The organism is Mycobacterium shunyiense, from assembly GCF_058270075.1.
In genome coordinates this window covers 733,356-749,971 of record NZ_JBZDPU010000040.1, presented here as the reverse complement: position 1 = coordinate 749,971, position 16,616 = coordinate 733,356, and the positions used below count along the sequence as shown (strand labels likewise).

The window sequence follows — 16,616 nt, the reverse complement described above, 5'->3', positions numbered from 1 at the left end:
GATGCGCAGCGGTCGGTTATGGGCTCTCATCGCCGTCTTCGCGACGCTTGCCCTTGTCGCAGGGGTCATCGTCGGCACACACCTCACCCGGCGCCCGAACACGGGCCGCTCTGCCCCCACCGCGTCACTGGCCGCGGAGTTCACCCAGTTGGAGACCGGACTGCACGCCACGGCGGGGATCGCGCTGAGTGGCGTCGGTCCCGGGCAGGTACCAATGTCGTTGGGCGACTGGCAGAGCGGCCCCGCCTGGTCGACGATCAAGGTGCCGCTGATCATCGCCGCGCTGCACGCCCAGGTGCCGCCACAGATCACCGAAGCGATGACCGCGGCCATCACCCAATCCGACAATGCCGCCGCCGAGACGATCTGGGAGAGCCTGGGCACCCCGGCCGAAGCTGCCGACAAAGTCGAGGCGGTGCTGCGGCAGGCCGGTGACCCGACGATCGTCCAATCGCAACGCATTCGGCCCGAGTTCAGCGCGTCGGGACAGACCGACTGGCCGCTGGCCGACCAGGCACGGTTTACCTCGGTGGCCGTGTGCGACAAGGCGAATGCTCCGGTGTTCGACCTGATGGGCCGGGTCGAGCCCGATCAGCGGTGGGGTCTCGGCACGATCGGGGGCAGCCGGTTCAAGGGCGGCTGGGGCCCGTCACCCACGGGCGGTTACCTGGTGCGTCAGATCGGGGTGCTGACCACCCCGACCGGAACAGTGGCGGTGGCGCTGGCCGCGTTACCGCACTCGGGGAAATTCGAGGACGGCACCGCCGCACTCACCACGATGGCCAACTGGCTGCGACAACGGCTGGCCGCATTGCCCGCCGGTGACTGCCCGGCTCACCAGAGGTAGACGCGGGCGTTCTTGCCGCCCGTGCAGGTGATCCAGTTCTCGCCCGAGGACTGCTGGCAGTGCATAAGGAAATTGGAGCCGTCGCACAGTGCACCGGGCACCCTGCCGCAGTCCACGGCACCGGGGGCCGACACCGCGCGCGGCAGCGGGCTCGCGTTGCCGTATTCGGCCCAGTACGACGTCAGCACACTGTTGGTGAAAAGGCATGAGGTTTCCGGTGTTCCGCGTCCCGCGCGGCTACCGAACCCGCTAGCGGTGGTGGCTGCGAAACCGTCGTCGCAGGTCTGGTGCAAGCTGCTCTGATCGGGACCGGTAACCAGCGGCGGCAGCGGACCTCCGTCCTGCCCCGGATCCTTGCCATACGCGGAAGGCGGTGTGTCCGAGGGCTGGCCGACGTCGGTGGCAAGCATGCCGATCACAACGCCGAGGCCGCCGAGGATCAGCGCGGCCGCCACGGCGATGACGGTCGGCAGCACCCAGCCACGCCGGCGGGGCTCGGAATGGGCGGGCTCCTCATGTTGGACCGGCGGTGGACTGAACGTGGGGGCGGCGAGCGTCGGCGCCTGGTGCGGCAGGGTCGTCGGCGCCGAGCCGGCCTGCAGCGCACGTTGGGCTGCCCGGCCCAATGCACCCGCGGACCCGTACCGGTCGTCGGGGTCCTTGGCCATGCCCCGAGCCACCACATCGTCGAGAGTGGAGGGCACCGCGGGATTCGTGACGCTGGGGCGCGGAGGCGGTGCGGAAATGTGTGCTGCGAGCAGATTTTCGAGGTTGTCGCCGGGGAACGGAGGATAACCGGTCAACGACTCGTACAGCACGCACGCCAGCGAGTACGAGTCGACCGCCGGCGTCACCGTCTGCCCCGTGAACCGTTCGGGCGCCATGTAATTCATCGTGCCGATGCGCGATCCCTCGGTGGTCAGCCGGCTGTCGCCCTCGCTCTCGGCGATACCGAAGTCGACTAGGTAGGCGAAATCGGCCGGCGTGACGATGATGTTCTGCGGCTTGATGTCGCGGTGGATCAACCCCGCCGCGTGCGCAGCGTCCAGGGCAGCCGCGATCTGGTTGATGATAGCCACCGCGCGCGCCGGTTCCAGCGGACCGTCGGAGATCAGATCCGACAGCGTCGCACCCTGCACCAACCGCATGTCGATGTAGAGGCTGCCGTCGATCTCGCCCCAGTCATGAATGGGGATGACGTGCGGTTCCTGCAAGACGGCCGCCGCATGCGATTCCCGCTGGAACCGGGTACGGAAGATGGCGTCGTTGGAGTACTGATCGGCAAGGATCTTCAAGGCCACGGTCCGGTTCTTGTCCGCATCGAAGGCCTCGTACACCTCCCCCATCCCGCCCTTGCCCAACAGGCGTGTGATCGAGTACTTGCCGAACGTCGTACCGACGCGCGAATCCACTTCCAATCTCCCCTGATCGTTCGCTATAGACGCAGTATCGCCTGTGAGGCCACGCGATGCAGATGATTACCGACCATGTCTGGTCAGGGGCTTCCGATCGCGGGCACGGTGTCAGGTCGGCCTTTCGGCTGTTGGTACCCGGGGCAGGCTATCTCGATCTTGACCTGGCGCCACCCGTGCCCTTCCTCGGCAGGCATACGTCCGCTGACCGTGTAGACGTCGTCGACCTTGATGGCCGTCATCTCCTGCGAGTCCTTGGTGAATCCACTGCTTTCGGGGATATGGAAGCCCGCTGCCGTGACGACCAGGCGGTGTGTCGTCGCCAGCATGAGCCGCACACTCTGTCGGTGATTCGTCGCCGACGGCGAGGCATAGATCAGCAGGTTGCCGTCGGGGAACCGGGTGCAGGTGACCTGCGCGGCCAGGGTGTGGGCATCACCGTCGATCACGATCTTCACGTCGGACAGACCGACCCCCGACGTACATCCCGTCAACAGTGCGATCGCAGCCGTCGGCGCCGCGATACCGGCCCGGGCACGCATTTGTGCAGTATGGACCGGCTGTAGCGCGGGTGCGACCGGAATGCGGGACCCGAGAATTGCGTAGCCGACTACGCTACGCATCTCTCGTTCCCTGCAGGACCCTTGACAGATGAGCGTGCAAGATAGCGACGCCCGGGACGTCAATCGGCTGGCACCGGACTACCTGGCGCACTGGGTCGTCAAAACTGCGCGCAGTCTTGACGACCCAGCCCGGCGCCAAAATGCGGCGTGCGCTGACCTGGAAGACGCTTTGAGGTGGAACACATGAAGATCGGAAACTCGATGATCAGGCTGACGGGTGTGGTCGGCGTACTGGTGGCCGGCGTGTTCGCGTCGGTGACAGGCTGCGCCGACCCGTCTCCCGCGGCCCCGGCCGCCGGCAGGTCGGTCACGCTGCAGGACTTGCTGTCCGCACCGGTGCCCGCGCTGTGCCAGCACGACCCGGGCAACCTGGTGAACGGGCAACTACCGCCGCAGGATTCGCATCCCGGTTCGGTGAGAATCGCCCAGAGAAACGACGAGCCGGACCGGAGCTACAAGGTCGCGTTCGGCAACCTCACCGGCGGCGCCAACACCGATGCCGCCATGGTGACCGACTGCAGCGCCGGTGGGGTGCCGTGGCCAGAGACCGTGCAGCTCTACACGGCCGGGCCGACGCTGTTGGGTGGGGTGAACCTGGGCGACCTCACGCACAGCCGCGAGGTTGTGACCGACCTGTCGATCAGTGATGGTGTCGCGCACGTGAACTGGCTGGCCAACGGACCCAACGATGGCGAGTGCTGTCCCACCATCAAGATGGCTGCCGATCTGCGGTGGGATGGCTCCACCGTGAGCGCCCAGAACGTCCGCCGGCTCAACTGAGCCGAGCATCAGCCCGCGAGTCTGAAGTTGTGTGCGAGTTTCGGCCACAATCTCGCACACAAGCTCAGGTTGGGCGGTTCGGCTAGACCTTGCCGGCCGCGAAATCGGCTGCCTGCGCGACCTTTCCGGACTGCACATAGGACACGTGGGCACCCATGTCCCAGCCGCCTTCCCAGCAGATCGGATCGCCCTCGTTGCACTGGGCGATGGAGTTGGCCGTGTACTGCGGTGCCAGCATCGGCAGCGTCTGCCCGGCGGCCAGAAGTCCCGAGAAGCTGGTGAGCGGTGTACCGAACAGTGCGGTGGCCGCGACATGGTCGGCGACCTGAGGAGACGCCTCGTTGGTGGCCTTTTCGATGACCGCCGCGCCCTGCGAGTAGCCACCGAGCACCATCTTCGTATTCGGACAGCTGGCGGCGACGGACTCGATGAGGGACCGCGCCGCGTCAGTGCCGGCCGGGGTGCTGGTGTTGAAGTCGTTGGTCGCCGGGTAATCGACGGCGGTTCCGTCGACGGTGCGCGGCGCCACCCGCGCACGCAGGTCGTCGACGAACGGACCACCGACACTGCCCAGGCCCGGGGGCTCGTTGGTGCCGCGGGCGAACACCACCTCGACATCGGGACACGGTGCGGCTTGGGCCGACGCAGACGCAACCACGGGGACAGCTGCGGCGAATGCCGCGAACGCCAGAATCAATGCAGGCTTACTGGTCATACCCACCGATCGTAGGGCCGTTCCCCCGATCGGTGAACCACCATGTATGAGGGGTTCGGGGTGACCGATGTGAAGCGTGTCGTCATCACGACCCGCGCATGCCGCGACGGTCTAGCGTGAGATTCCGAGTGCCTCGAAGATCTCGGCGAGTTTGGCAGCAAACTGCTCTGCCAGCTGCCGGTCGATCGTCGCCGACGTGACTCGGATGCCATGCCGGGGCCGGTACGGGTCCACTGCGAAAAGCTGACTGGACTGCACCGCCCAGTTGGCTCGCGCCAGCCGTGTGACCACCTCGTCAACGCTCTCGGCGTTGGGAAGATCGATCCACATGTTGAGACCATCAGGCTTACCTGCCGCCGTAATACCTTCTGCTGCAAGTGCTTTTACCAGCATCGCGCTGCGTTTGGCGTACGCACGCCGAGCTCGTTCGACCCCGGCCAGCACCTCGGGATCAGCCAACAGATAGGCGGCAGCATCCTGCAACACATGGCTCACCCACGTCTTGCCTGCGCGCAGTCGTGCGCCGAGGATTTGTGCGGTCTGGGCGTCGGAGGCCACCACTGCCAGTCGCAGATCCGGGCCGAGCGGTTTGGCGAGCGAACGGATCAGCGCCCAGTGTTTTGTACTGTCCGGGGTGGCCCGGTGGTACCGCGACGAGGACACGATCGACAAGTAGTCGTCTTCTATCACAAGGACTTCCGGATAGTCGGCCAAGACCTCCCGTAATTCCGCGGCGCGAACCGCGGTGAGGCTTGCGCCTGTCGGGTTGTGCGCCCTAGGGGTCAGGATCACCGCCCGCGCTCGGCGCTCGGCGAGTGCGACGCGCAGACCCTCGGCCGTCATCCCATGCTCGTCGAGGAAGACCGGGGCCCGCCGATAACCGTTGAGGCGCACGGTTCCGATGCTGGACAGGAAGCACGGGTCTTCGATGGCCACGGCATCGCCGCGGGTCAAGCAACTGTTGAGCACGCGCTCCACCGCGTCGACCGCACCGTGGGTCACCGCGATTTCAGCCCCGGAGACGTCGCCCTCGAACATCGCGGACCCGACTTTCAGCAAACCAGCGCTGATGGGTGGTGCTCCGTAGAGCACCGGGCGGTAATCCATCCGGTTGAGCACCTGCCGTAGGTCTGGCAGCAAATCCGGATCTGGGTTGCCGCTGGCCAGGTCGACCAGGCTCGGCTCCAGCGGATACTCGGTATCGAGTTCTGGGATCTTGGCAATGGTGGTACCCAGACGCCCCTGACCTTCGGCCACTCCGGCCGCCACCAACTGCCGGTACGCGGCTGCCACGGTGTTGCGGTTGACGTCGAGGTCGGAGGCCAAGACGCGAATCGGTGGCAGCACGAAACCCGGTTCGAAGTCCCCTCGGAGCACCAAATCGCGGATACTCTCGGCGATCGCATTCGCAGTCGTGCCCCTAATAGCACTCACATGATGCACCCTATCTGGCAAGGCTCGCAGGCAGCGTCGCAGCGGGCCACCCGGTACGACCATTGACATACTTCGGGCCACGACAGGAATGCCCGCCTTCGGCAGAGCAATTGGCCCCCATAGCGCTCGGCGAACGCCTGCCCCACCGCCCGGCCTCCCTCCAGCAACCCTGCCCGAGCACCGTGACCGCGCTGCCATTCGGCCATCCCGGCCACGACGACCGAGGGTATGTCGCCCCGCGAAGCACTCCGACGCATCAGTCGCGGATCCGTTGACCCCGAACAAGCTGGGAATGACCTGGACGTTTCCTATGGACAACCTGTGTGATCACTCCCATATTTTGTCCTATGACAAAGACTGTTAGGTTCGCAAGGGTAACCACTTCGTGAACATCAGAAAGCACTCAGATGGCCTTCGAGCAAATAACGTTGATTCGAGTTTGTACAGCCGCGGTATCGGCAGCGGCCGCAGCGTCGCTTTTCACCGGGTTCCATGCACACGCACCCGCCACGGACAGCCTGCCCAACGGCGACTGCGAGGGCGCCATCTACTGCGTCACCGGCGGAACCAATCCGTGGGTCCCCAACGGCACCAACCCGTTTGTGCCTTGGGGCACAAACGCATCGCAGTTCCCGGGCGGTACGGACGGCGGCCAGCCGAACCTGCCGTTCTGAGACCGCTTCGCAGCCAACAGCTTTCACAGAACAGGAGAACGATTGATGTCAGCTCGTCACCCGGGCGCTCGACGCCCTATAAGTCGCCGCAGAACACAGTTGTTGGACTGGCTCGGAGATCAAACTCGGCTCGATCGTCCCAGCTACCGCCTTGAGAACGTACTAACCTTCGGGTTCAACGCATTCGGCGGTGCCCGCAACCAGGTTACTAACGCACTCAACGGCGTGTGGCTGGGCCATCCCGTCCATCCCCCACTGGCGTCACTGTCCAGCGGTGTACTGGGCGCCACCGTCGCCCTGGACGCATACCAGGTCACCATCGGACGACGGGCGAACGCGATCGACGCGTCACACATGGCTCAGCACACCTTGGCACTGGGAATCCTGGCCAACCTCGGGGCGGCGGTGACCGGTGCCACCGACTGGCAGCACACGCACGAACAGGATCGCCGAATCGGCCTGGTGCACGGCCTGCTCAACCTCACTGCCACGGCGATGTACGCGCTCTCGTGGACCGAACGTCGACGGAAGCATCACCTGCGCGCATCACTTATCAGCGCTGTCGGTTACGCGATCTCCATGAGCAGCGGAGTCCTTGGTGGCCACCTGGTGTTCGCGTCCGGAGTGGGCACCGACCAGTCCGGTCCTCAATTGGAGTCCGCGCAGTGGGTGCCGGCACTTGCCCAGGATTCCCTGCCGGACCAGGGTCTGCACCGGGTCGAGGTGGACAATGTGGGAGTCGTGCTGTTCCGCTCCGAAGACGGCATCCGCGCGGTCGGAGAATTCTGCCCGCACCTGGCCGCCCCCATGGCCGATGGCTGGGTGGACCGCGGAAAGATCGTATGCCCTTGGCACGGTTCGCAATTCGATCCGGAGTCCGGTGAAGTCGTGCGCGGGCCCGCCTCGGCTCCGCTGCCCTGTTACCAGGTCAGGACCCGGGACGGCGTGATCGAGGTACGTGCCACTTCCGAGCAGCCCGTCGACGACGAGTCCGTGGTCATCGAGGCCTGCTTGGCCGAGGCGTACCTCACCGACGACAACAGCGAGGCCACCCTGTGAACGCCTACGACGTGCTGATCGAGCACCACGAACTGCTGCACCACCTCGGCGAGGAAATGCTGGCGGCAACGCCGGGGACCGCAGAGCGCCAGGTCTGTATCGACCGGCTCCTCATCGAGTTCGACATCCACATGCGCATCGAGGACGACATCTACTACCCGGCTCTCGAGGCCGCCAGCACGCTCATCGCGATCGCACACGCTGAGCACCGGCAGATCTATGACCAGCTCGCCGTCGCTCTCCGAACCTCGTCAGATTCTCCTGATTACCAACAGGAGTGGGAGAGCTTTATGACGGTTCTACTGGCACACGCCATCGAAGAAGAGCGCGATCTCATCCCCCCGCCTCCCCCGATTCTCCTCACTGAGGACCAACTGGAGCGGCTGGGGCTCAAGATGATCGTGCGGATGCGGCAGTTACGCGATTCGACCTTCGAAAAGTTGCACGTGAAGGCCCGGGCTACGTTACTCAGAGCCTTCTGACGGTAGCGCGGAGAATGAGCAGCCTCAGCATATGGCAGAGCGCCGGCATTCCCGTCCACGGTGCCATGCACACAGACTCCCGCCGGCAACTCGTCAACCGCGCCGACATCGAGCAACTGGTCCGCGTCTTCTACACCCGGGCTCTCTCGGACAAAATACTGTTCAAATATTTTTTGGAGCTCCGGTTCGGTGAACTGGAGGACCACCTACCGAAAATTGCCGACTACTGGGACACCAAGCTGTTCCATACCGCGCGATACCAGGAAAACTCACTTCAGGTACACCTGCGGCTCAATGCACTACATGAGTTGCAGGACACTGACTTCCAACGCTGGATTGAGCTCTGGCAGGCAACTGTCGACGAGCTCTTTGTCGGAAGAACGGCCACTAAGGCCAAAATCATCGGCGCTCAGATGTGTTGCATTTTTTACGCACGCATAACCGGCACGCATTCACCTGAACTCGAAGGTGTGCTGCTCACGATCGCCGCCGAGGAGTTAACCGAATAATAGGAGAGAAAATGAATAAGCTATTAGGCTGTGCGACAGCGGTTGTGGGAGTGCTGGTCGCGGGCGGAATGGTGACGTCGCCCCCTAGCGCAACCGCAGCCACCAGGGCAGTCCCTGCCCCGAACAGCATCGATAACCTGAACTGGCTCAATCATGTCCAGCAGAGGGGGCACCCACCCGTGGCCGACCACAGTGTGCGTCAACGGGAGATCACCGTGCGCACCTACGATCAAGAACACCCGCGCGGCCAGCACTGACCAGTTGACCGCTTTTCCGGGCACGCACTCCGGAGCGGGCTACACCGTTGACACCGTTCACGTTGTTGAGGTCGACCGAATCAGAACGACACCCGGAGTCTGTCAACCCTCGGGCAGCTTTCCCGACGCGACGCGCTGCGTTACGCAACCACCGTGTCGGTGTCAGCTGCGCTGGGTTGGCAGTCGTAGACATCACAGCAGCGCCCGGGCGCCTGCCGACGCCCCCGACCCGATCGACTGCGCTGCGAAACAGATTTCGGCCGGGCACATCCGACCCGGTGAGTACGCCGCCCACCAAAAGCATTTGGCCGCGCCGTATCCAGCGCAATCCCATCACGGTGGATCACACTGACAGGAGTTCGTCAATTCGACTGGCACTTCAATAAGAGAGGTGCACAACGTAGTTCAGGCGCCATTGGCCACCGGGTAGGGCGTGACAGACAGCCGGGGTGTGACTTCACCACAGACATGCCGCGTTGATCGATTGAGTAATGAGTCGCCGAGAGGCACACGGGATCCGTCCTGCATGCGGTCTCGACGTGGAGTACGGAGGTTCACAAGCCATGTCACAACCCAAGGTTCGGATCATGACGGCCCTTGCCGCGATGGCACTTGCCGGTCTCGCCACCACGGGGGCAGCAAAGGCCCTGAGCTACAACGACATTTCGAGCAACGGTCCGATGACCCTGGGCGTGACCATCACCCAGCACGCCGACGGCCACCCCACTCTCCCCAAGGCGCGCCCCGACATCACCGGTCCTGCGCCGTTGCCGCCCGAGTTGATCGGCATCCCCGAGCGCTGACGTCGGCGGTCAAGCGGAGAGAACAACGGGGCCCGCGTGAAAACCCACTTCATAGCGCGTTGCCGCCCCACGGTCGCGGAAGACCGAGCCCACATCCCCGTCAGGGAGTGGACAGCTCGGCCACATCTCGGACCCGGGGCGCATACCGAACGGCGCGGGTGCCGTCACGTCATGGGCGGTCTGGGTAACGCCGTCATACCCACCGATCGTAGGGGCGTTCCCCCGATCGGTGGACCCAGAATTCCGGCGATTCATGGTCTGACCAGCGGACAGACTCGGCGTCGCGCAGACGGGATGGTGTTTTCAACACACCAACACCCACCGAGGGGAACACCACATGACCACCACGAACAACACCACCAACCGCATCGGCCTCGTTCGCCGCGTCGCACTCATCGCCGCAGCGGCGGCCGTGCCGGTGATGGGACTCGCCGTCGCGCCGACCGCCGGCGCAAAGGTCCCGGACTTCGGTCCATGCGGAAACGTGAACGACAAGGTGGACCTCTGGAAGGACGTCAGGTACGCCACGCCGGCACACAAGGACGGCGCGATCGACGTGGTGTTCCCCGGCGGCGACAAGTCCCGCGGCTACGCGGTCCGGCAAGGCCACCACCCCGCCCAGCTGACCGACCTGCTGGTGATCCCGACGGCACGCGAGACCGGCATCGAATGCGACAACCTGACGGACGCCGGCGCTCCCCACTACTTCAAGGACGCCTTCGAGCAGGTCAGCATTCTGCCGCCGGGCAATCAGGGTCAGGCCCCGGACTGGGCGTTGGGCATCAACTCCGCCGACAACCGCGGCCAGGATCAGCTGCACATCCACGTGACCCTGCTCGACCCCACCGCCCGCGCCGACATCGACCAGGCCGTCAAGAACCACAAGGTCACCAAGGATGAGAAGGCCTGGAAGACCTCGGCGATCGGGGTGCGGGGCCACACCCAGGCGGGCCCGATCGAGAAGAGCGCCCACGGCTACCGCGCCTGGAACACCGACAACATCGACCAGAACTTCTTCGCCACGCTGAACAGCCAGATCGTCGCGCCGATCAAGAAGCAGGACCCCAGCTTCGGGATGGGCAACGAGACGGTGCTGATCACCAAGAACCACCAAGGCCCCGGGTTCATCGTGCTCGCCAGTGACGAGAAGTCCGGCATCACCCCGGCCGGCGTCAACAACATCGAGCGGTTGCTCGACAAGGGCTGAGCCTGTCTGCAAGCCCAGCGGCCACCCGTGTGTGCGGGTGGCCGTTGGTGTTGTGGCGGTCGGACTCGAACCGGCCTCATTCGCGGCTGTTGAGCGTCTCCTTGATCTTGGCGATGGCGAACCCCCAGCCTTGTTCGACGGTCGGCTTGGGCGGCACCGATATCTCGTCGGGATTCGTCCGGATGTCCAGTAGTGCCGGGCCTTCATGGGCCAGCGCGGTGGCGACTGCCGCGGCGACGTCATCCGGACGAGTGACGAGCTGAGCGTGTAGACCCATCGCGGTGGCGACTGCGGCGATGTCGGGGTTGTCCAGCTGGGTACCGTGCTCGGGCAATCCGCTCTGCTCCTGTTCGAGTTTCACCATGCCCAGTCGGTTGTTGTTGAAGACGACGAATGTCGCGGGCAGTGAATAGGTGACCGCGGTACGCAGGTCACCTAGCAGCATCATCAGTCCCCCGTCGCCGCAGAATGCAATGACCTGTCGGCGGCGGTCCAGCGCCGCGGCACCAAGAGCCTGCGGCATCGCGTTGGCCATCGATCCGAGGTTGAAAGAGCCCAGAAGCCTTCGTCCTCGGCGCATCTCGACGAAACGCGACAGCCAGACCGCCGACATGCCCGTGTCGGTGGTGAAGATTGCATCGTCGGCGGCGGCCTCGTCGACGGCGGCTGCGACCAGTTCGGGCCGGATCAACTCATCGGGGTTGTCGAGGTGCTTACGAATTCTCCCCAGCAGTTTGCGGTCGTGGTCGGGTTCGGCCAGCCGGCGTTGCGCAGCCCGCCACGTATCGAATTCGGCACGGTGATGATCCAGGAACTTCGTGCCCTCCCGGCGCTGCAGCTTCGGAAGCAGCTGGGCCAGAGTCCCTTTCGCATCGCCCACCAACGCGGCGCTGACCGGCAATCGTCGGCCGATGTGTTCGGGCCTGTGGTCGAGTTGCACGACTTTCTTGTCCTGGGGCAACCAGTCCCGGTAAGGGAAATCGGTACCCACCAACAGGAGGGTGTCGGCTTGATGCAAGGCCAGATGGGCTGCAGGGTTACCGATCAGCCCGGACTGGCCGATCTGGTAAGGGTTCTCGCCTTCCAGCCCCTCCTTTCCTTTCATCGTGAGCACCATCGGTGCACCCAGGGTGGAGGCGACCGACAGCACCTCCTCGCGGGCGTCACGGCCTCCGCATCCCACCAACATGGCGACGTTGCCCGGGGCGTTTAGGAGTGAGGCTGCCGCGTCAACATCGTCTGGCGCCGCGACCTGGCCGGCGCGTGGAAACGCGAAAGACGCCAGATAGTCGCCGGTCTCCTGGTCACCGATGTCACCGGGCACCGTCAGTACGGCGACGCCGCGACGCGCCAGCGCCGAGTTGACCGCCTGCTCCAGCAGAAACGGAAACTGAGCCGGCGCGGTGACCGTGGCGTGAAAGACCGCGACGTCGGCGAATACCGCGTCGTTGTCGATCTCCTGGAAGAAACTGCTCCACATCTCCGAGGTGGGCACCTGGCCGCAGACAGCAAGCACTGGGGCGTGGGACTTCTTGGCGTCGTAGAGGCCGTTGAGCAGATGCAGCGAACCCGGGCCCACTGTCCCCATGCAGACACCGAGCGAGCCGGTCAGTTGGGCCTGTGCGCCCGCGGCGAACGCGGCGACCTCTTCGTGTCGGACGCCGATCCATTCCAGTTCTTCCTGGGTACGGATGGCATTCGTGATCGGGTTGAGCGCGTCACCGACTACCCCCCAAATCTGCCGGACCCCCAGTTCAGCGAGGGCCGATACAAGGGCGGAAGCAACGGTAGGCATGGCAATCCTTCCAGCAGATATCAAATACGTTGTGTCCCGACAGGTGCGAATGAATCCGGCTCCGCGGCTTCCCAGTCCGCCCGCCAGCTCTCCGGCGGTTCACTCAGGAGCACTTTGGCGGGCAGCCACTCGAACAACTCGGCGTAGGACCGCTGTTCGGTCGCGGACACGCGTTTCCGCAGCAGGTGAGGCGAAAGCTGGGCCGGGTCAGTGATGCCCATCGACGCCATCAGGCGCATCGCCTGCGCCACCGTCGCACGCTGATACCGGTACACCCGTTGGCTCTTGTCGGCGACGTCGAGCGCACGTGCCCGCCGCGGGTCCTGAGTGGCCACCCCGACCGGGCAGTGGTTCGTGTGGCAGCGCTGAGACTGGATGCAGCCGGTGGCCATCATCATCGAGCGGGCCGCATTGGTGTAGTCGGCGCCTTGGATCAAGCGCTTGACGATGTCGGTGCCGGTGGCCACCTTGCCGCTGGCGCCCACCCGGATGACGTCACGCAGCCCGGTGCCGACGAGTGCGTTGTGGACCGTCATCAGGCCGTCCGTGAGCGGCAAGCCGACATGGTCTTCGTATTCCAGAGGTGCGGCCGCAGTCCCGCCCTCGGCGCCGTCGACAATGATGAAGTCCGGGGTGATCCCCTCGGCGAGCATCGCCTTGCAGATCGCCAGAATGTCGACTCGCGAGCCGACGCACAGCTTGAACCCCACCGGTTTTCCGTCGGCCAGTTCACGCAGCCGGGCGATGAAGCCGATCAGTTCCCGTGGGGTGTGAAACGTCGAATGCGCTGCCGGGCTGACGCATTTCTGCCCCGCCGGCACGCCGCGATAGCGGGCGATCTCCTCGCTGACCTTGGCGGCCGGCAATACTCCGCCCACGCCCGGCTTGGCGCCCTGACTCAACTTGATCGAGACGCACTTGACGGCGTTATGGGCGACCTTGTCGGCGAACTGATCCGGATCGAAGGCACCGTCACGCGTACGGGTGCCGAAGTAGCCGGAACCGATTTCCCACACCACGTCGGCGCCGCCCAGATGATAGGGCGTCAGTCCGCCTTCACCGGTGTCGTGAGCGAAACCGCCGAGTTTGGCACCATTGTTCAACGCGCGTAATGCATTACCCGACAGAGCACCGAAGCTCATCGACGAGATGTTCATCAACGCCATGTCGTAGGGGTGCCGGCAGTCCGGGCCGCCGATGCGTACCCGGAACGGTTCCAGAGGATCCTCGATCGGTGCCGTCGAGTGCACCAGGTACTCGTAGCCCTCGACGTGGATGTCGCGCTCCGTGCCGTAGGACAGCTCGGCGGCGGTGCCCTTGGCCCGTTCGTAGATCAGCGACCGCACGTCCCGATCGAACGGACGTCCGTCGAAGTTGCGCTCGATGAAGTACTGCTGCAGCTCGGGGCGCAGTGCCTCCAGCAGGTAACGCATATGCCCCACGACGGGATAGTTGCGCAGCACAGAGTGCCGCCGCTGGATCAGGTCATACCAGCCGACCACTGCGAGCAACATCGTCACGGCGGCCAGGATCCACCAGCCCCACGACCCGAACACTGCCACCGCAGCCAAGACCGCTGCCAACACCGACAATGCCGCTACGGCGCCGAACCGGATCATTGCGGAGGCATACCCGCCGTCAGCGGATTTCAGGCCCGCACTTGTGACCGCACAGCGAACCCACAGCAGAGATCCGCTTACCTGGGGTGGGCGGCCAGTTCAGACTGCGATCCGGTCAGCGCGCGGCACCCGCAATTGTCAACAGCAGAGCTGCCTCGTTGTAGGGAAATGCTCTGTAGAGCGGCCGGGAACTGGGTGTAACGAGGGCCGCGGCTCCGGCCTTGCTCACCACCCGTGGGTTGGTGAGCGGTATGGCCCGTCCCCGCTTGTGCAGCACCGTTGGTCCGCCGGCCAGTACGTTCTTCAACCAATCCGTCTGCTCGCCGTAGCCGACGAGGATGGCGTAGCCGTCGTGGGTCTTGAACACCAAAAGGGGCGTTCGATACCGCTTGCCCGACTTCCGCCCGACATGCTCGAGCGTCCCGAGGCTCGGAAGCCACGGTGTGATCGCGCGAGCCAGCGGATTGGTCACATGCTTGTTGAAACGTGCGATTCGCCGAGGGACGCGCATTCTCGGAGTCTAGGTGTTGATCCAGGTCGTGACTGGCCACGGCTCGGTCGGCCTGGCCGTTACACAGGCGGTTCATCCGCAGCGATATCGGTGCCCCCAGTCGGACTCGAACCGACACTTGGCGGATTTTAAGTCCGCTGCCTCTGCCAATTGGGCTATGGGGGCGTCGCAGGAGAGCATATTTCAGGTCGGTTCGCCCTCATCAGACCGCCCCGAGTACCCGAAGCGGCGATCACCCCAGCTCGACGACGATCTTGCCGAACGGACCGCGATCGAGATGGTCCAGCGCCGCCGATAGCTCGTGGAATGGATAGCGCGCACCGATTACGGGTTTCGTCTCCGTACTGTCGATGGCGCTGACCAGGTCGCTGAGTGCGCGCCGATGCCCAGTGCCGATCCCGTGAATTGTGATGTCCTTCATCAGGATTGGCATCACCGGCGTGGATGCTTCGAACCCGTCGAGCGCCCCGATGAGATGGATGTGGCCACCGACCGCGACGACTTGCGCCGCCTTACCGAGATGCCTGCCGCCGACAAGCTCCAGCACGTGATCCACACCGCGGTCGCCCGTCAGCGCGAGGATGCTCTCGGCCCAGTCCGCGCTGCGCCGATCTACGACATGGTCGGCGCCCAACTCTAAGACTCGGTCCAGTTTGTCCGCACTGCCCGACACGATGACCTCGGCGCCGTGCATCTTCGCGATCTGTACTCCGAACAAGGCGACGCCGCCGGTGCCTTCGACCAGCACCACGTCGCCGGCCCGCACATGGCCGCGTTCCACCAGCCCGAACCACGCCGTGAGCCCGGCCACCGGCAGCGTGCTGGCCTCTGCCGGTGACAGGCTCCGCGGAGCGCGGACCACCCAATCCTGCGGCATCGCTACATATTCGGCGAGCACTCCGGGGTAGAACCCGCCGAGCGTCCAGTACGAGGGCGTCCGCGCATCACCTGCCCGGGCGCCGTCGAGCCAGTCCGGGGTGAATACCGAGATCACCTGGTCACCCACGCTGAACCGGGTCACCGAGTCTCCGGCCGCGATGACTGCCCCGGCGAGATCGGACCCCGGCGTGAAGGGGAATTCCAGCGGCAGCCCGCGGCCGGTTTCGATCACCATCTTGTCGCGATGGTTCAAGGAAACCGCAGCCACCTTGATCAGAACTTCGTCGGGACCGGGCTGAGGAACGTCCACCTCCCGCAACTGGAGCGCGTCGCGACCAATCCCGCCCATCTCCCACCGGCGCATGATTTCAGCCATGAGCCGCTGCAACCGGGGCAAACACCCGCATATTCCCGCGGAACGCTGAGCCGAGTCCTCAGCCACGACCTGCGCAGGAGGGGTTGCGCAGGTTTGGTTGAATGTGTCCCAGGGGTGGGACAGCGAGGGGGCCGCATATGCCGAGCAGTATCGCGAATTCGATTGCCGTAGTTGCCGAACGGATCGCGGCAACACTGGGGCCACGGGCGATGCGGGTGATCGCCCGCTTCAACAAGTACGTCACCAATCCGCTGCAACGGCTGTGGGCGCCGTGGCTGCCCTACATGGCCGTCATCGAGCACACCGGCCGCAAGTCGGGCAAGCTGTACCGGACCCCGGTCATGGCGTTCGTTGACAACAAGTCGGTCAGGGTCGTGCTGAACTACGGCGAGCACTCGGATTGGGTGCGCAATGTCCGGGCTGCGGGCGCCGCTGAAGTGGTCCATCGTGGTCGGCGCTACCTGCTGACCAATCCCCGCATCATCCCGGCGAGCGACCAGAAGGCTCGGTTGGTCGCCACGTTGGCGCCGCGAGTCTGAAGTTGTGTGCGAGTTTCGGCCAAGATCTCGCACATAAGTTCAGGTTCGGCGATCCCACCACCGGGCGTAGGCTGCGCATATCCCGACTCCCGGGA

17 protein-coding genes and 1 tRNA gene are annotated in these 16,616 nt (G+C 64.8%); 9 read left to right on the top strand and 9 right to left on the bottom strand.

Going from position 1 to position 16,616, the window contains the following annotated elements:
* The first annotated feature begins 1 nt into the window (after window position 1).
* Window positions 2–847, top strand: coding sequence for a serine hydrolase (locus AC4ELH_RS34195; protein WP_498889306.1), 846 nt, complete (start codon window positions 2–4; stop codon window positions 845–847).
* On the opposite strand, the gene AC4ELH_RS34190 is transcribed toward AC4ELH_RS34195, so the two are convergent.
* The gene (locus AC4ELH_RS34190) at window positions 835–2,259 is read right to left on the bottom strand and encodes a serine/threonine-protein kinase (protein ID WP_448442137.1); all 1,425 of its coding nucleotides are present in this window, start codon (window positions 2,257–2,259) and stop codon (window positions 835–837) included. The genes AC4ELH_RS34195 and AC4ELH_RS34190 overlap by 13 nt on opposite strands.
* An 83-nt stretch (window positions 2,260–2,342) precedes the next feature.
* Window positions 2,343–2,801, bottom strand: a complete 459-nt coding sequence (locus tag AC4ELH_RS34185; RefSeq protein ID WP_448442135.1) for a lipoprotein LpqH — start codon at window positions 2,799–2,801, stop codon at window positions 2,343–2,345.
* Window positions 2,802–3,065: 264 nt separating this feature from the next.
* On the opposite strand from AC4ELH_RS34185, the gene AC4ELH_RS34180 reads away from it, so the two are divergent.
* On the top strand, window positions 3,066–3,662 hold the full coding sequence (locus AC4ELH_RS34180; RefSeq protein ID WP_448442133.1) for a hypothetical protein: 597 nt from the start codon (window positions 3,066–3,068) through the stop codon (window positions 3,660–3,662).
* 82 nt (window positions 3,663–3,744) lie between these two features.
* Here AC4ELH_RS34180 and AC4ELH_RS34175 read toward each other — a convergent pair whose 3' ends face one another.
* Both AC4ELH_RS34175 and AC4ELH_RS34170 read right to left on the bottom strand, forming a co-directional pair.
* Entirely contained in the window at window positions 3,745–4,377 is a 633-nt protein-coding gene (locus AC4ELH_RS34175; RefSeq protein ID WP_498889303.1) for a cutinase family protein, read from the bottom strand.
* Between the two features lie 111 nt (window positions 4,378–4,488).
* Window positions 4,489–5,811, bottom strand: a complete 1,323-nt coding sequence (locus AC4ELH_RS34170; RefSeq protein WP_498889301.1) for an aminotransferase class I/II-fold pyridoxal phosphate-dependent enzyme — start codon at window positions 5,809–5,811, stop codon at window positions 4,489–4,491.
* A 407-nt stretch (window positions 5,812–6,218) separates the two neighbouring features.
* Here AC4ELH_RS34170 and AC4ELH_RS34165 point away from each other — a divergent pair, with 407 nt between their 5' ends.
* From AC4ELH_RS34165 to AC4ELH_RS34140, 6 genes are all read left to right on the top strand, one after another.
* On the top strand, window positions 6,219–6,485 hold the full coding sequence (locus AC4ELH_RS34165; protein ID WP_498889299.1) for a hypothetical protein: 267 nt from the start codon (window positions 6,219–6,221) through the stop codon (window positions 6,483–6,485).
* Between the two features lie 78 nt (window positions 6,486–6,563).
* Window positions 6,564–7,544, top strand: coding sequence for a Rieske (2Fe-2S) protein (locus AC4ELH_RS34160; protein ID WP_498889546.1), 981 nt, complete (start codon window positions 6,564–6,566; stop codon window positions 7,542–7,544).
* The gene (locus AC4ELH_RS34155) at window positions 7,541–8,026 is read left to right on the top strand and encodes a hemerythrin domain-containing protein (RefSeq protein ID WP_498889297.1); all 486 of its coding nucleotides are present in this window, start codon (window positions 7,541–7,543) and stop codon (window positions 8,024–8,026) included. The genes AC4ELH_RS34160 and AC4ELH_RS34155 overlap by 4 nt, the downstream gene beginning before the upstream one ends.
* 14 nt (window positions 8,027–8,040) lie before the next feature.
* The gene (locus AC4ELH_RS34150) at window positions 8,041–8,535 is read left to right on the top strand and encodes a group III truncated hemoglobin (RefSeq protein ID WP_498889295.1); all 495 of its coding nucleotides are present in this window, start codon (window positions 8,041–8,043) and stop codon (window positions 8,533–8,535) included.
* A gap of 844 nt (window positions 8,536–9,379) precedes the next feature.
* On the top strand, window positions 9,380–9,595 hold the full coding sequence (locus tag AC4ELH_RS34145) for a hypothetical protein (RefSeq protein WP_498889293.1): 216 nt from the start codon (window positions 9,380–9,382) through the stop codon (window positions 9,593–9,595).
* A 337-nt stretch (window positions 9,596–9,932) separates the two neighbouring features.
* Window positions 9,933–10,802 carry a CDP-diacylglycerol diphosphatase gene (locus AC4ELH_RS34140; RefSeq protein ID WP_448442129.1) on the top strand — a complete coding sequence of 290 codons (870 nt, stop codon included), beginning with the start codon at window positions 9,933–9,935 and terminating at the stop codon, window positions 10,800–10,802.
* Between the two features lie 76 nt (window positions 10,803–10,878).
* On the opposite strand, the gene AC4ELH_RS34135 is transcribed toward AC4ELH_RS34140, so the two are convergent.
* The 5 genes from AC4ELH_RS34135 to AC4ELH_RS34115 all read right to left on the bottom strand — a co-directional run bounded on the left by AC4ELH_RS34135 (window position 10,879) and on the right by AC4ELH_RS34115 (window position 15,982).
* On the bottom strand, window positions 10,879–12,597 hold the full coding sequence (locus AC4ELH_RS34135) for a thiamine pyrophosphate-dependent enzyme (RefSeq protein ID WP_498889291.1): 1,719 nt from the start codon (window positions 12,595–12,597) through the stop codon (window positions 10,879–10,881).
* Window positions 12,598–12,617: 20 nt separating this feature from the next.
* Window positions 12,618–14,216: an FMN-binding glutamate synthase family protein gene (locus tag AC4ELH_RS34130; protein WP_498889289.1), complete on the bottom strand. Its 1,599-nt coding sequence runs from the start codon at window positions 14,214–14,216 to the stop codon at window positions 12,618–12,620.
* 115 nt (window positions 14,217–14,331) lie between these two features.
* Window positions 14,332–14,727, bottom strand: a complete 396-nt coding sequence (locus tag AC4ELH_RS34125; protein ID WP_498889287.1) for a nitroreductase family deazaflavin-dependent oxidoreductase — start codon at window positions 14,725–14,727, stop codon at window positions 14,332–14,334.
* A 91-nt stretch (window positions 14,728–14,818) separates the two neighbouring features.
* Window positions 14,819–14,892, bottom strand: a tRNA-Leu gene (locus AC4ELH_RS34120).
* Between the two features lie 67 nt (window positions 14,893–14,959).
* The gene (locus AC4ELH_RS34115) at window positions 14,960–15,982 is read right to left on the bottom strand and encodes a zinc-dependent alcohol dehydrogenase family protein (protein ID WP_498889285.1); all 1,023 of its coding nucleotides are present in this window, start codon (window positions 15,980–15,982) and stop codon (window positions 14,960–14,962) included.
* 209 nt (window positions 15,983–16,191) lie between these two features.
* Here AC4ELH_RS34115 and AC4ELH_RS34110 point away from each other — a divergent pair, with 209 nt between their 5' ends.
* Window positions 16,192–16,521, top strand: a complete 330-nt coding sequence (locus AC4ELH_RS34110) for a nitroreductase family deazaflavin-dependent oxidoreductase (protein ID WP_498889544.1) — start codon at window positions 16,192–16,194, stop codon at window positions 16,519–16,521.
* The last annotated feature ends 95 nt before the right edge of the window (window positions 16,522–16,616 follow it).

Excerpts from the sequence above, each read along its gene's own strand:
- AC4ELH_RS34135 (WP_498889291.1), bottom strand. The coding sequence starts at position 12,597 with ATGCCTACCGTTGCTTCCGCCCTTGTATCGGCCCTCGCTGAACTGGGG.
- AC4ELH_RS34110 (WP_498889544.1), top strand. The coding sequence starts at position 16,192 with ATGCGGGTGATCGCCCGCTTCAACAAGTACGTCACCAATCCGCTGCAA.
- AC4ELH_RS34165 (WP_498889299.1), top strand. The coding sequence starts at position 6,219 with ATGGCCTTCGAGCAAATAACGTTGATTCGAGTTTGTACAGCCGCGGTA.
- AC4ELH_RS34195 (WP_498889306.1), top strand. The coding sequence starts at position 2 with ATGCGCAGCGGTCGGTTATGGGCTCTCATCGCCGTCTTCGCGACGCTT.
- AC4ELH_RS34145 (WP_498889293.1), top strand. The coding sequence starts at position 9,380 with ATGACGGCCCTTGCCGCGATGGCACTTGCCGGTCTCGCCACCACGGGG.
- AC4ELH_RS34140 (WP_448442129.1), top strand. The coding sequence starts at position 9,933 with ATGACCACCACGAACAACACCACCAACCGCATCGGCCTCGTTCGCCGC.
- AC4ELH_RS34130 (WP_498889289.1), bottom strand. The coding sequence starts at position 14,216 with ATGATCCGGTTCGGCGCCGTAGCGGCATTGTCGGTGTTGGCAGCGGTC.
- AC4ELH_RS34180 (WP_448442133.1), top strand. The coding sequence starts at position 3,066 with ATGAAGATCGGAAACTCGATGATCAGGCTGACGGGTGTGGTCGGCGTA.
- AC4ELH_RS34150 (WP_498889295.1), top strand. The coding sequence starts at position 8,041 with ATGAGCAGCCTCAGCATATGGCAGAGCGCCGGCATTCCCGTCCACGGT.
- AC4ELH_RS34185 (WP_448442135.1), bottom strand. The coding sequence starts at position 2,801 with ATGCGTGCCCGGGCCGGTATCGCGGCGCCGACGGCTGCGATCGCACTG.
- AC4ELH_RS34125 (WP_498889287.1), bottom strand. The coding sequence starts at position 14,727 with ATGCGCGTCCCTCGGCGAATCGCACGTTTCAACAAGCATGTGACCAAT.
- AC4ELH_RS34175 (WP_498889303.1), bottom strand. The coding sequence starts at position 4,377 with ATGACCAGTAAGCCTGCATTGATTCTGGCGTTCGCGGCATTCGCCGCA.
- AC4ELH_RS34115 (WP_498889285.1), bottom strand. The coding sequence starts at position 15,982 with ATGGCTGAAATCATGCGCCGGTGGGAGATGGGCGGGATTGGTCGCGAC.